Annotated in this window: 11 protein-coding genes; 5 read left to right on the top strand and 6 right to left on the bottom strand. The window is 55.2% G+C overall.

All coding sequences use genetic code 11. From position 1 onward, the window contains the following. Window positions 1-4: 4 nt before the first annotated feature. On the top strand, window positions 5-2,995 hold the full coding sequence (locus tag ACQCLF_RS07555; RefSeq protein WP_426985867.1) for a DEAD/DEAH box helicase family protein: 2,991 nt from the start codon (window positions 5-7) through the stop codon (window positions 2,993-2,995). A gap of 45 nt (window positions 2,996-3,040) precedes the next feature. Here the strand turns inward: ACQCLF_RS07555 and dtd are convergent, their stop codons facing one another. Together dtd and pip are read right to left on the bottom strand one after the other, a co-directional pair. After that, on the bottom strand, window positions 3,041-3,481 hold the full coding sequence (dtd, locus tag ACQCLF_RS07550; protein WP_426985865.1) for a D-aminoacyl-tRNA deacylase: 441 nt from the start codon (window positions 3,479-3,481) through the stop codon (window positions 3,041-3,043). Between the two features lie 33 nt (window positions 3,482-3,514). Continuing rightward, window positions 3,515-4,486, bottom strand: coding sequence for a prolyl aminopeptidase (gene pip, locus ACQCLF_RS07545; protein ID WP_426985863.1), 972 nt, complete (start codon window positions 4,484-4,486; stop codon window positions 3,515-3,517). A gap of 121 nt (window positions 4,487-4,607) precedes the next feature. Between pip and ACQCLF_RS07540 the strand changes: the two genes are divergently transcribed. Beyond that, complete coding sequence (locus tag ACQCLF_RS07540; protein ID WP_426985861.1) at window positions 4,608-5,207, top strand: DNA-3-methyladenine glycosylase I; 600 nt, start codon at window positions 4,608-4,610, stop codon at window positions 5,205-5,207. Here ACQCLF_RS07540 and ACQCLF_RS07535 read toward each other — a convergent pair. After that, entirely contained in the window at window positions 5,185-6,057 is an 873-nt protein-coding gene (locus ACQCLF_RS07535; protein ID WP_426985859.1) for a copper resistance protein NlpE N-terminal domain-containing protein, read from the bottom strand. The two genes, ACQCLF_RS07540 and ACQCLF_RS07535, sit on opposite strands and share 23 nt — an antisense overlap. Before the next feature lie 121 nt (window positions 6,058-6,178). Here ACQCLF_RS07535 and ACQCLF_RS07530 point away from each other — a divergent pair, with 121 nt between their 5' ends. Together ACQCLF_RS07530 and ACQCLF_RS07525 are read left to right on the top strand one after the other, a co-directional pair. Then, the gene (locus ACQCLF_RS07530) at window positions 6,179-7,321 is read left to right on the top strand and encodes an endo-1,4-beta-xylanase (RefSeq protein ID WP_426985857.1); all 1,143 of its coding nucleotides are present in this window, start codon (window positions 6,179-6,181) and stop codon (window positions 7,319-7,321) included. Window positions 7,322-7,554: 233 nt separating this feature from the next. Next, window positions 7,555-8,715: a PQQ-dependent sugar dehydrogenase gene (locus ACQCLF_RS07525; RefSeq protein ID WP_426985855.1), complete on the top strand. Its 1,161-nt coding sequence runs from the start codon at window positions 7,555-7,557 to the stop codon at window positions 8,713-8,715. Between the two features lie 72 nt (window positions 8,716-8,787). On the opposite strand, the gene ACQCLF_RS07520 is transcribed toward ACQCLF_RS07525, so the two are convergent. Continuing rightward, the gene (locus ACQCLF_RS07520) at window positions 8,788-9,237 is read right to left on the bottom strand and encodes a thiol-disulfide oxidoreductase DCC family protein (RefSeq protein WP_426985853.1); all 450 of its coding nucleotides are present in this window, start codon (window positions 9,235-9,237) and stop codon (window positions 8,788-8,790) included. A gap of 136 nt (window positions 9,238-9,373) precedes the next feature. Between ACQCLF_RS07520 and hemH the strand changes: the two genes are divergently transcribed. Continuing rightward, window positions 9,374-10,423 carry a ferrochelatase gene (hemH, locus tag ACQCLF_RS07515; protein ID WP_426985851.1) on the top strand — a complete coding sequence of 350 codons (1,050 nt, stop codon included), beginning with the start codon at window positions 9,374-9,376 and terminating at the stop codon, window positions 10,421-10,423. A 60-nt stretch (window positions 10,424-10,483) separates the two neighbouring features. On the opposite strand, the gene ACQCLF_RS07510 is transcribed toward hemH, so the two are convergent. Both ACQCLF_RS07510 and ACQCLF_RS07505 read right to left on the bottom strand, forming a co-directional pair. Continuing rightward, complete coding sequence (locus ACQCLF_RS07510; protein WP_426985849.1) at window positions 10,484-11,737, bottom strand: glycoside hydrolase family 5 protein; 1,254 nt, start codon at window positions 11,735-11,737, stop codon at window positions 10,484-10,486. Window positions 11,738-11,892: 155 nt separating this feature from the next. After that, window positions 11,893-12,759 carry an AraC family transcriptional regulator gene (locus ACQCLF_RS07505; protein ID WP_426985847.1) on the bottom strand — a complete coding sequence of 289 codons (867 nt, stop codon included), beginning with the start codon at window positions 12,757-12,759 and terminating at the stop codon, window positions 11,893-11,895. Between the last annotated feature and the right edge of the window lie 136 nt (window positions 12,760-12,895).

The raw sequence follows: 12,895 nt of genomic DNA, 5'->3' as shown, positions 1-12,895 counted from the left end.
CGGTATGAAATTGAAATTTAACCCCAGCCTGGATTATCAGCAGGATGCCCTCGAGTCCACCCTATCCATCTTTGAGGGCCTTTCCACCGCGGGCGAACCTTATCGCCGGCTTGGTATCGCCAATACCCTCACATTGGACGCGGAGAAAGTGTTGGATAACCTGCACAAAGTGCAGGAGCAAAACCATATTGAAAAATCTGCCCGTCTGTTCGAGGACGATGATATCTACCCCTTTCCCAACTTCTCCGTGGAGATGGAAACGGGTACGGGTAAAACCTACGTGTACTTACGCAGCATTTTTGAGTTACACAAGCGCTTGGGGCTGAGAAAGTTTATTATTGTGGTGCCCTCGGTGGCCATTCGCGAAGGCGTGCTATCTTCGCTGGCGATGATGAAGGACCACTTTCAGGGTCTGTACGACAAGGTGCCGTTTGATCACTATGTGTACAGCGCCAAGGATTTGTCCAAGGTGCGTCAGTTTGCCACCGCCAATACCTTGCAAATCATGGTGATTAACATTCAGGCTTTTCAGCGCGACGCTGGGGACGTAGAAAGCTACGATAACCTCACGCCGGAGCAGATCAAAAAGCTTTCAGTCATTCACCGCGAACAGGATCGGATGTCCGGGGTTAAACCCATTGAGTTTATCCAGGACGTGCGCCCTGTACTGATTATTGATGAGCCGCAGTCTGTGGATAACACGGCCAAGGCCAAGCGCGCTATTAACCACCTGCAGCCGCTGTTCGCTCTACGATACTCTGCAACCCACCGCAACCCCTACAATGTGGTCTACCAGCTTGGGCCGGTCAAAGCTTACGATATGAAGCTGGTCAAGCAGATTGCGGTGGCGTCTATTGAGTCCGAGAGCAATATCAATGAGTCTTACCTAAAGCTGAGTAAAATTGGCTACCAGGGCAAGGCAAAGACACCCTCCGCAACGGTGGTTATTTTTGAAGATACGCCCAATGGCACTCGGGAGAAGTCAGTCAAGCTAAAGCAGGGCACTGATCTTACGGACCACACCAATCGCTCGGGCTACGAAGGCTACGTGGTAGATGAAATTTACGCCGAGCCGGGCTCGGAGTATGTGCGTTTTGCCAACAATGTGGTGCTGGAGCCGGAGCAGGAGAAAGACGGCATTCACGACCATGTGCTCAAAGAGCAGATTCGCCAGACCGTAGAGGAACACTTTAAAAAAGAGCGCAACCTGCACAAACAAGCCATGCCCGTAAAAGTGCTGTCGCTGTTCTTTGTGGATAAGGTGGCTAATTACCGGTATTACGATGAACAGGGCAATCGCCAGAATGGTAAGCTTGCTCAATGGTTTGAAGAAGCTTACCGTGAAGTGGCGCAAATGCCGCAGTTTAAAGACCTGCCGAAGCGGAATGTGAGCCAGGTGCATGACGGTTATTTTGCAGAGCTGAAAAAGCGTGGAAAGGTCGTGGAGTTGAAGGATACCAGCGGCACTACGGCAACGGATGCCGAAGTCTACGAGTTGATTATGAAGAACAAGGAGCGACTGCTGGACGACAGCGAGCCGCTACGCTTTATCTTCAGCCACTCTGCGCTGAAGGAAGGCTGGGATAACCCCAATGTCTTTCAGATTTGCTCGCTGCGCGAGTTCGGCAGCGAGAAGGAACGCCGGCAAACGTTAGGGCGCGGCTTGCGTCTGGCCGTGGATGCCAATGGCGACCGGGTTTACAGCCCACAAGTTAACCGCCTAACTGTCATTGCCAGTGAATCTTTCGAGCAGTACGCCAAAGAGTTGCAGACTGATATGGAAAAAGACATTGGCGGAGGGTTCAAGTTCGGCCGCGTACCGGCAATCTCCTTCGCACCGTTGGTGATTGCGGAGAGCGAAGAGGGGCCCGAAGGAGAACCGGAGACCTTGGGTCAGGAGCGCTCGCGTCACTTGTGGCAGGCGCTCAAAGCCGAGGGCTATTTGACGGCCAAGGGTGATATTACCGAAAAGTTCCAGCCGGAGGACTTGCATTTCCAGTTGCAGGTTCCGCCCGAGTATCAGCATCTGGAGCACGAGATCATCGACAAGCTGCGCAGCTTTATGTTCGAAGGGCGTGTTCAGAATGCGCGAAAACGCGCCTCAGTAAGCTATAACAAACGAGTGGAGCTGAACCCTGATTTTCAGGCGCTGTGGGAGAAAATCAGTCAGAAAACTCGCTACGCTATTCGCTTTAGTACGAAGGAGCTGGTCGACCTGGCGAGCCATAAGCTCCAGTTCATGCCTGCCATCAAACCCGTTAGCCTGACGGTGGGGTTGACTCAGGCAAAGCTGACCGACGCTGGATTCGGCAGTGACCGTCAGATCCAGACTCCGAAGGAACGTTATATAGGCTCGCATCAACATTTGCCGGACCTGCTGGGCACCTTGCAGACACGTACGCAGCTAACCCGCGGCACTCTGTTGACCATTATTAAACGGTGTGGCCGCCTGAGTGATTTCAAGGCCAATCCCCAAGGCTTTATCACCGAGGCCAGCAAGCAAATCCATAAGGCTTTGGATGAATTGCTGGTGGATGGTATCCGCTACGAGAAGTTGGCGGGGGAGAACTATCGAATGGAGCTGTTCGACGAGCCCGAGCTGGAAACTTACCTGGACCGAGCTTACAAGGTGCAATATGGACACGGCGGCGATAGGGTGCAAACGCCCTATGACTATATCGAGTGTGACTCGCATATTGAGCGTCAAACCGCCCATGCGTTGGACGGCGCCGACAATGTCAAATTCTTCTGTAAGCTGCCCCGCTGGTTCACTATCCCCACGCCGGTGGGTGACTATAACCCCGACTGGGCGATAGTCCTTCAGGAGGATCAAAAGGTATATTTGATCCGCGAAACCAAGACTACTCACGACAGTGATAAACGTCGCATGGAAGAAAACTTGAAAATTATATGTGGGAAGGCTCACTTTGATGCGCTTGGAGATATAGATTACGATATCGCCACATCGGTATCGGAAGTTGTGCTTTACAGCTAAAGCCTCCGATGAAGAGGAAGTACTCACTGGTCAGTAAATAGGCGCTCACCCGGCCTGCAACAAAAACGTCACTGGCCCGTCGTTCTGCAAACTGACCTGCATATCCGCCGCAAAAATGCCGGTGGCCACCGGATCATGCAAAGCGCGGGCACGCTCCACAAAGTAATCGTAAAGCGTCTCCGCCCACTCGGGTGATCCGGCTTCCGAGAAACCGGGTCGCAACCCCTTGCGCGTGTCGGCTGCCAACGTAAACTGGGAGACCACCAGCAAACCGCCTCCGGCCTGCTGCACGTTGAGATTCATCTTGCCCGCCTCATCCGCGAAAACGCGGTAGCCAAGCACCTTCTTCAGCAAGGCGTCGGCCTGGGCGTGGGTATCGTTCCGCTCTACCCCCAGCAATAACAGCAGCCCTTGATCAATCTGTCCCACCCGCTGGTTATCCACGTCCACACTGGCGTGACGCACACGTTGAATCAAACCTTTCACAGAATACTACCCTTCATTCGAAATCCCGTACCGTTACGCCAGATGGTCTTCATCGTGGCGAAGCCGACGCGCCAGCGCATCCGTGGCCCGAACCAACGCATCCACTATGCCCGGTTCGGACGACGAGTGTCCGGCTTCGCGCACGATTTGCAATTCCGCCTCCGGCCACGCCTTCTGCAAAGCGAACGCGTTATCCAGTGGGCACACCATATCGTAACGGCCATGAATAATCGTACCGGGAAGGCCAGACAGCCGGTGCGCACGATTCACGATTTGGTCTGGTTCCAGAAACGCGTGGTTCACGAAGTAGTGCGCTTCAATACACGCTAAGGAGAGCGCCTTATGGGGTTTGGCAAACGACTCCACCACGTCGTGATTGGGGCGCAGGGTCGCGCAACGGCCCTCCCAAAGCGACCAGGCTTTGGCCGCCCCCATTTTCAGTAAATCGTTGTCACCCGTCAGCAGGCGATAGTAGGCGTGAATCAGATCGCCCCGGTCCGCTTCGGCAATCGGTTGCAGGAAATCCTGCCAGTAATCCGGGAAAACCTGCGCCGCGCCGCCCTGATAGAACCATTGCAGGTCTTTGGGACGGCACAAAAAAATACCGCGCAGAATTAACCCCAACACACGCTCGGGATAGGTTTCGGCATACACCAGGCTGAGCGTTGAACCCCAGGAGCCACCAAATAGCGCCCACTTTTCCACCCCCAACCGAGCGCGAATCACCTCCATATCCGCCACCAGGTCCGGTGTGGTGTTATTCTCCAGGCTGGCGTGAGGGGTGGACCGCCCCGAGCCACGCTGGTCGAACAGGATAATGCGATAGAGTTCCGGGTCAAAATAACGCCGGTCATACTTGCCACAGCCGCCACCGGGGCCGCCGTGGACGAACAGCACCGGTATGCCATCCGGATTGCCGGACTCATCCACATAGAGCTCATGGCCACCGGGCACGGGCACCTGGTGGCGTTGATAGGGTTTAATTTCCGGATAAAACGTGAGCATAATGGCCCTTCACGGCTATAGTCAGAGCGGGTTTTATAACCTAGTGTAGTGTAGATGCCTTCTCTGCGCACCTGTCAGTCTACGGACCCTTTTCGTTGAACCACCAGGGAGTTTTTGCCCCATGCCTTCTTCCCCCAAACGCTGCGCGTGGTGCGGCGATGATCCGCTCTACCAGGCTTACCATGACAATGAATGGGGCGTGCCACTGTACGACCGCAACCGATTGTTTGAATTTCTCATCCTGGAAGGCGCTCAGGCCGGACTCTCCTGGATTACCGTACTGCGCAAACGCGAGGCTTACCGTGAGGCGTTCGATGGGTTTATACCGGAGAAAGTCGCCCGCTACACCGAAGCACGCCAGCAAAAGCTGCTGCAAAATCCCGGCATCATCCGCAACCGTTTGAAAGTGGCCAGTGCGGTGCGCAACGCCAAAGCCCTGCTGGCCATGGAAAAGGCCGGCGACGACTTCAGTGAATTTTTGTGGCAATTTACCAGGGGCGCCCCACGGCAGAACCGTTGGCGTCAATTGAGTGACATACCCGCCAGCACAGCGGAGTCCGATGCAATGAGTAAAGCATTAAAGCAGCGCGGTTTTAATTTTGTAGGGTCCACCATCTGCTATGCTTTTATGCAGGCCACGGGCATGGTCAATGATCACGTCGTCGACTGCTTTCGATATAAAGAGTGCGGCCAGAAAATCAATAAAGGTACACGACCTTAAAACGTGCTAATGGTGCCATGCGCGCACGATTCAAAGTCAGGTGATTGCCATCGAATGAATAGCTGTCGGCACTTTTCAGGGCTTCATGGAAACGCTGTTCAACCTCCATGCCCTCTGCACAGGCCATCAGTGTTGACATAATCTGTTTGAAACTAATGCGAGAAGTCGCTTCGTCAAGTTCGTAGACACCTCCAAACCCATTGCAGCCACCGAAGCCATTCACACGGTTTTCATCCGCCTTGAGAATCATATAAGGTTCACGCTTCAAGCTGGGTACAGGGCGCCCGTTCAGTTCCACCAATTTCCAGTATTTTTCAACAAGGCTGTCAGTGGTTTTGGCCAGCGTGTAATGCCCGGCCAGAGCCCCGGTGATGCGCGAACCATCACTGGCCAGCCGGACGAGGTGGTTCTCTCCCACAAACAGCTGCACGGCCTGGTCCCCTTCCAGGGTAATCACCGTGCCTGCTTCACCCCAGGTGAACGCACCTTCCCTTGAGAAAACGGTCTTGTCCTCACCCCGGTATTTCTCGTGCAGCTGGTAGTGGCCATCGCTGTTCAGAACGACAACGGTTTCAATGCCTTCGCAATCCGCACAGGGCAGGACACCCCGGTAGATCCCCGCCCAGTCGAGCGCATTACGGGCATTGTGCGCCGGGTCGGGATTTTCCCTACTCATGCCTTGGCAGCCTGTTATCACCAGGGTAGTAGCGAAAGCGAACAACAGAAAAGCAACGCGAAGGCTCATAAGACTGACCTGTTGGGTAACGAAATTGACGGGCGCCTGCCCGTGCACCACGGGTACCACGGGTACCACGGGTACCAATAGTTTAACAGAATCAGGAAGGTTCACTTTGCGCCACCTTCCCCAGAACGCTCATTCGTGCTTTAATGGTCAACCTGAACATAAGGCATATGGTTCCCGTAACCGCCCGGCGCTCCGGGCTTTGACCATAAACATAAAGGCTGACGCTATGACTTCTATTTCCCGCCGCCAGTTTCTGATGGGCAGCGCCTCCCTGGCCGCTCTTGCCAACCTCAAGGCCTGCGCCATTCACTCGGCGGCCGAACGCACCGGGCTTGCCAGCGCCTACGGCGATGACTTCCTGGTCGGCACCGCCATCAGTAATGACACCCTGGCCAACGACAACCAGCACCTGAAAACCCTGATCGCCCGCGATTTCAACGCCATTACTGCGGAAAACTGCATGAAATCAGCACTGGTACAGCCCCGGCAGGGCCAGTGGGACTGGGGCCTGGCCGACCGCTTCGTAAACTTTGGTACTCAACACGATATGCACATCGTCGGCCATGCGCTGGTGTGGCACTCACAAGTGCCGGATGACTTTTTTGTGCATACCGATGGCAGCCCCATCGACCGGGATGAGTTGATCCAGCGCATGGAGACGCACATTCGCACCCTCATGGGCCGCTATAAAGGCAAGATCCAGACCTGGGATGTGGTGAACGAAGCCATTGACGAAGATAAAGGCTGGCGCAAAAGTGCCTGGTTCAACACCATGGGCAACGCCGATTATGTGGAACATGCCTTCCGGCTGGCCCACGAACTCGACCCTTCCGCCCACTTGATTTATAACGACTACAATATGCACAACCCCGGCAAGCGCGCCTTCCTGGTCGATGTGCTAAAGGATTACAAACGGCGTGGCGTACCTATCCACGGCGTCGGCCTGCAAAGCCATGTCGGCCTCGATTATCCCGATTTGCAGGAATTTGAGGCCAGTATCGAAGCCTACGCGGCCCAAGGGATGCGCATTCACTGCACAGAACTGGAGGTGGATGTGTTGCCGGTGGCCTGGGAGTTTACTGGCGCGGAGATCTCCACCGACTTTGAATATTCCGACCAGCTGAACCCCTACGCCGACGCGCTTCCCACCGATATTCAAGAACGCCTGACGGAACGCTACGTGCAATTATTCCGCCTGTTCCTGAAACATCGCGACAAGATCGACCGCGTCACCTTTTGGGGAACCCACGATGGCGAGTCGTGGAAAAATGACTTTCCGGTACGCGGGCGTACCAACTACCCGCTGCTGTTCGACAGGGAGTTGCAGCCCAAACCCGCTTACTTCGCGTTAATGGCTCTCAAGCGGTAAAAACCGCTCTCCCTGACCAAGCTCTCGCTTCGGCGGGAGCCTTAACCAACCCTGACTTTTCTTCACACTGGCTGTGGTAGGCTATGGAGGTCGAGCATAACGCTACCATTGGCCACCCAACCACCCAATGATTCAACCGCCTCGGCCTTACGTATTAAAAGTTACGTATTAAAACCAGCATCTATACCGGACCACCACTCACCTTACACCGTCGAAGCGAAAGGAGACCTGTCATGGCCGCACTACTAAAACGGCTATCACCACTGCTGACCTGCGCTGCACTCAGTTTTACCGCGGCATCGCCGCTGGCCGCTGACGCCATCACCGTCGATTCCGAGAAAGCCAAGCTTTCCGTCACGACCATCACCGACGGACTCAGCAACCCCTGGGGCATGACCTTTTTACCCAACGGCGATATGCTGGTGACCGAACGTTCCGGTGATATGCGCATTGTCAGCGCCGACGGCACGAAAAGCGCCCCGCTCAAGGGCTTGCCGGAAATCGTCAGCCGTGGCCAGGGTGGCCTGTTAGACGTCAATATCGATCCGGATTTTAGCGAAAACCGGTGGGTCTATTTCAGTTTCTCCGAACCCGGCTCTGGCGGCACCAGTACGGCGGTCGCCCGTGGCAAACTGCTCGCCGAGCACCTCGACGAGCTGCGAGAGGTGGAGGTAATTTTCAGCCAGCAACCCAAAGTGCGCAGTAATGGTCACTTTGGCTCCCGACTGGTGTTCCGCGATGACGGCACCCTGTTCATTACCATGGGCGACCGTCAGCAGGACTTCGAAGACAACTACCCACAAAAACTCGACAGTCACATCGGTTCGGTGGCGCGCATCAATCCGGACGGCAGCGTTCCCGAAGATAATCCGTTTGTGAATCGCGATGGCGCTCTGCCGGAAATCTGGTCCTACGGCCATCGCAACGTCCAAGGTGCTGCGCTGCACCCGGAAACCCGCGAGCTGTGGACGGGTGAACACGGTCCTCAAGGCGGCGATGAGATCAACATCACCCGGGCGGACCACAACTACGGCTGGCCGATCATCACCTACGGCGAACAGTACGGGGGTGGAGAGATCGGAGAAGGCACGGAAAAAGAAGGGATGGAGCAGCCCGTGCATTACTGGGACCCCTCAATTGCCAACGCTGGCATGATTTTCTATACCGGTGATCAATTTCCGCAGTGGAAAGGCAACCTGTTAGTCACCGCCCTTAAATTCCAGCTGGTATCGCGCCTGGAGCTGGAAGGCGAGAAAGTCGTGCATGAAGAGCGGTTGTTTGCCGACAGTATCGGGAAACGGTTGCGAGATATCGAGCAGGGGCCAGACGGCAACCTCTACCTGCTCACCGATGATCGCAACGGTGCTGTTCTGAAAGTTTCTCCGGCCAAATAGCGCACTTTCCACCAGCGCCCAATCTTCGGGAACGTCATTTTAAAATGGCGTTCCCGGGGGTTAGTTTCGGCATCAGGGATCATTCTGGGCATCAGGCAGGTGTGATACAAATTTTCCGTGAGCGTAGACTTTATTAAAGCGCCGCTCGGCCCAGCGGCGGTACAACTGATCCACTAACGGCGCCACCCCACGCCAGCGGAGGGGAGCCAAGTAGCGCCCAAACCGAGTAAAGCTCCAGGCCGCGACATTCGCCTCTACGCCCGTCAGCCACTGCCCCCCCGGCAATCGCAAATGCAGCTGCCGCAACATCGCTTCTCGACGAGCCGGCGATAAGTCCCACTGACGGTGAACATCCAATAACAGCAGGCCTTCCGATTTAAAGCGGGAAAGAAGAGCCATCTCCCGACGACACAAGGCGCTGCGGCCATCATAGTACAGCGTCGCCGTCGTCTCCTTTCGCCCCTCGCGTCCACCGGTTTGTCGTGCCCACACCGGGAATTTTGAATGCCTGTCTCTAAACACGGTCAATACCTCTCTCACTCTTACCCAAATACGGTGAACAGGATCGGCTGGATCAGGCATCTATGCAGTGGATTTCTGCGTATTGACGGGGTATGTTGAACAGCTTTACTGGCACCATCGTTTTTCAGGAGTACCCATGACTCACGGCTACCGGGCCGCCATCGACGACGTCGAGACACGCTTCCATCGACCCGATGCAGAAACACGAGCGGAAACCCACAAGACCGGCGTGCTTCTCACCAACCTCGGCACCCCGGATGCTCCAACGACATCCGCGTTGCGGCGCTACCTGGCGGAATTCTTATCCGACCCCCGCGTCATCGAATTGCCCCGCCTGCTCTGGAAGCTAATTTTGCACGGCATTATCCTGCGTGTGCGGCCCCGTAAATCCGCCGAGGCCTATGCGTCGGTGTGGACCGACGAAGGCTCTCCGCTGTTGCGCATCAGCAAAAGCCAGTGCGACGCCGTGCAGCGGGCCCTGGGTGAGCAAGCGGTGGTCAAGCTCGGCATGCGCTACGGCAACCCTTCCATCGCCAGCGCTCTGCGGGAATTCCAGGCCCTGGGGATTCGCCGTATTGTCGTCCTGCCGCTGTACCCGCAGTACGCCGCCCCGACCACAGGTTCCACCTTCGACGCCCTGGCCGATGAATTAAAATCCTGGCGCTGGGTACCCAGCGTGAGTTTTATCAACGGTTACGTGGACAACCCGCTGTACATCAGCGCGCTCGCCCAAAGCGTGCAAGACCACATCAACGCTCACGGGCAGCCCGACCGGATTCTGTTTTCCTACCATGGCATGCCCAAGCGCTACCTGGACAACGGCGACCCTTACTATTGTTTGTGCCGGAAAACCACCAGATTGGTGCGCGAAAAACTCGGCCTTGATCAAGAGCGCTGCCTGACCACCTTTCAATCCCGTTTCGGCCGGGAAGAATGGCTAAAACCCTACACCGACGACACCCTCAAGCGGTTACCTGGCGAAGGCGCAAAGCATATCGCCATCCTCTCTCCGGCGTTCAGCGCCGACTGCCTGGAAACTCTGGAGGAGCTGGAAGTCGAGAATCGGGCGTATTTTATGGAAGCCGGTGGCGAGACTTATCATTACATTCCAGCCCTGAATGACCGGGACGACCACATTGCGGCGCTGGTGGATGTGCTTCGCGGTGAAATAAAAGCCCCTTCATAGTCGGTACAATCATGAAGGGGCCGGGGGATTAACTCACAGTAAAGTCAAGCGGTGGTCCTCTCAGGGATTGAGGATCTTATCCCTCACCCAGAGACCCGCCTCCTTCAGATTGTCGACACCCCAGCTGTCCAAGCTGCATGTGCCTGTGTTCCATACCGCACCGCTTCTGAAATCATCGGAGTAATTCCAACTGGTCCAGCTAATTTGATATTGATCCATTAAATCAATATACGCCTGGGTACTGACGAAATCATTGGCACCATCCCCAGTATAAGTTTGCGATCCCCACTCAGTGACAAACACCGGCATTCCACCATCGAGTGCCGATTGCAGCTCATCGCGATAAACCTGTCCATGAGATGCCGCATAGAAATGGAAGGTATACATGATGTTGCTGATCGTGACCGGGTTATCAAAAATATCCTGCGCCGAATCACCGTCAGACACCCCCAATGATGCCCAGCCATGCGTACCGACCAGGACCACAGCGTCTGGCGCGTGCTGGCGAATCACTGGAATAATTTGCATCGCGTAGCTCTGAATATCATCCCAACTGACGTTATTGGGCTCATTGGCCACATCGTAAATGATGTTCGTTTGGTGACCATGTGCCTGCACAATGTCAGAAAAGAACTGTTGGGCGTTACTGAGGTTGGCATTGGGGTCGCCCGGGGTGAGCTGATGCCAATCTACCAGTACGTACATCCCACGCTCGGTGACTTCATCAATAATTTGACTGACCTGCGCCGTGTAGCCAGCTGGATCGGTCTCGTAGCCCCCTTCCTGAACATACAGCGATACCCGCAGAATATCGGCCTGCCAATCGTAAGCCAGCGCATCGAGAGAATTGTCGGTAATGCAGTCCCCCCAACCATACCATTGCAGCCCGTGAGTGCTCATACCACGCAGTTGCACCGGATTATTGTGGGTATCACACAGACCGTTACCACACACATGCAACTGGCCGTGCTGTTCAATCGGCGTGTTACCTGGCGACGGACTGCTGGAAGAGGAGCTAGAAGAGCTCGACGAACTGGAGCTGGAAGAACTGGAACCGGACCCATCACAACTGCCCAGAGCCTCCCAGGCTTCCTCCCAGGCCCAGCCACTGCCCGGCGCATAAGGCCCGCCAATAGAGCACCAGCCCCCCACCTCGCAGCGGTAAACAACACCGCCATTAGATACCCAGTCACCGGCCAAGAACGATGCGCCGTCCTGATAGGCGGGAATCGTCGTACAGTCATAGGCGTAGGATTTGACAGCCAGCAACAGGGAGAGCAGGCCACTCCCGGCCATTAACAACACTTGTTTCATAACATCACCTGTTCGGTTAACAATCGCCGAAAACCAGTCCGGCACTGATTCATCAGAAAAATCAGTTTGAAAGGACCTTGTCAGGAATGGTGCACTTTTCTCGCAAAAGTCGGTACTTTTCCGCTCACCTGGTCCATTCTGTTTACTCGTTCACATTAGAGCTTGGTTTGACGAAGGCGGGCACGGAATTGCGATGGCGTCATATTCTTCAGGTAACGAAACCGACGATTGAAGTTGGACAGGTTGTTAAAGCCGCATAAATCACTGATGGCTGAGATGGGCTGATCCGAGTTGATCAGCAGCGAACACGCTTTGCCGATCCGCAATTGATTGACCAGCTCCGTGAAGGTTTGTTCGGTGCGCTGCTTAAAGAAGCGGTGGAAATGGTTAGTGCTCATATTCGCCAGGTCGGCGAGTTCATCGGCCCGCAGGGGCTGACAATAATTTTCGTAGATATAACCCACAACGCGATCGATCCGTTCGCAATAACTGTCACGTTGGGCGGTAAAGGTATACCCGGCGCTGGCCAGCGTTCGAGCATTTTTATCACCCGCCTGCAATGTCAGAATCTGCAACAGCCCAATAAAACGCTCCAGAGGCGAAGCCGTCGCCAGAGCAGCAAAAATGCGTGCCGCTTTCTGAGTGACAGAACGGCTAAACAGGATGCCCCGCTCAGACTCCTGCATCAGCGCTCTCAACCCTTCCAGCTCCGGGGCCTGTGACATCATTGAATGCAACCACGGCGCCGGTAACTGAGCCACATAGGTTTGTACCGACCCACCTGAGTGTACCGGCTGCGAGCACCAACTATGCGGCAGATCTGGCCCTATAAGAGCCATGTCAGCCCCGTCGTACGCCTCAACACTGTCGCCCACGTAGCGGTGACCCTTGCTATTCAGTATCAACGCGATTTCATATTCGGGATGGTGATGCCACTCGAACTCAACTTCATCCGTCTCATACAGCCAGAACCGCCATGAGCAATCCGGCCTCGGTAAAATTTTTTCGAACATGGGCTTCATAGTCGACACCCGACCCGTTGTTTTTCTTCTACCTGACCGCCGCCAGCGCTTACCCCGGAAAGCCTACCAACACGGCCTACGGCTCAACAGTGGCCTTTGGCGTGGATGCTATAAAAGTATCAGTATATGATTGATC

The organism is Marinimicrobium sp. ARAG 43.8, from assembly GCF_050113635.1.
Lineage (GTDB): Bacteria > Pseudomonadota > Gammaproteobacteria > Pseudomonadales > Cellvibrionaceae > Marinimicrobium.
This window is presented reverse-complemented; position numbering and strand designations above follow the sequence as displayed.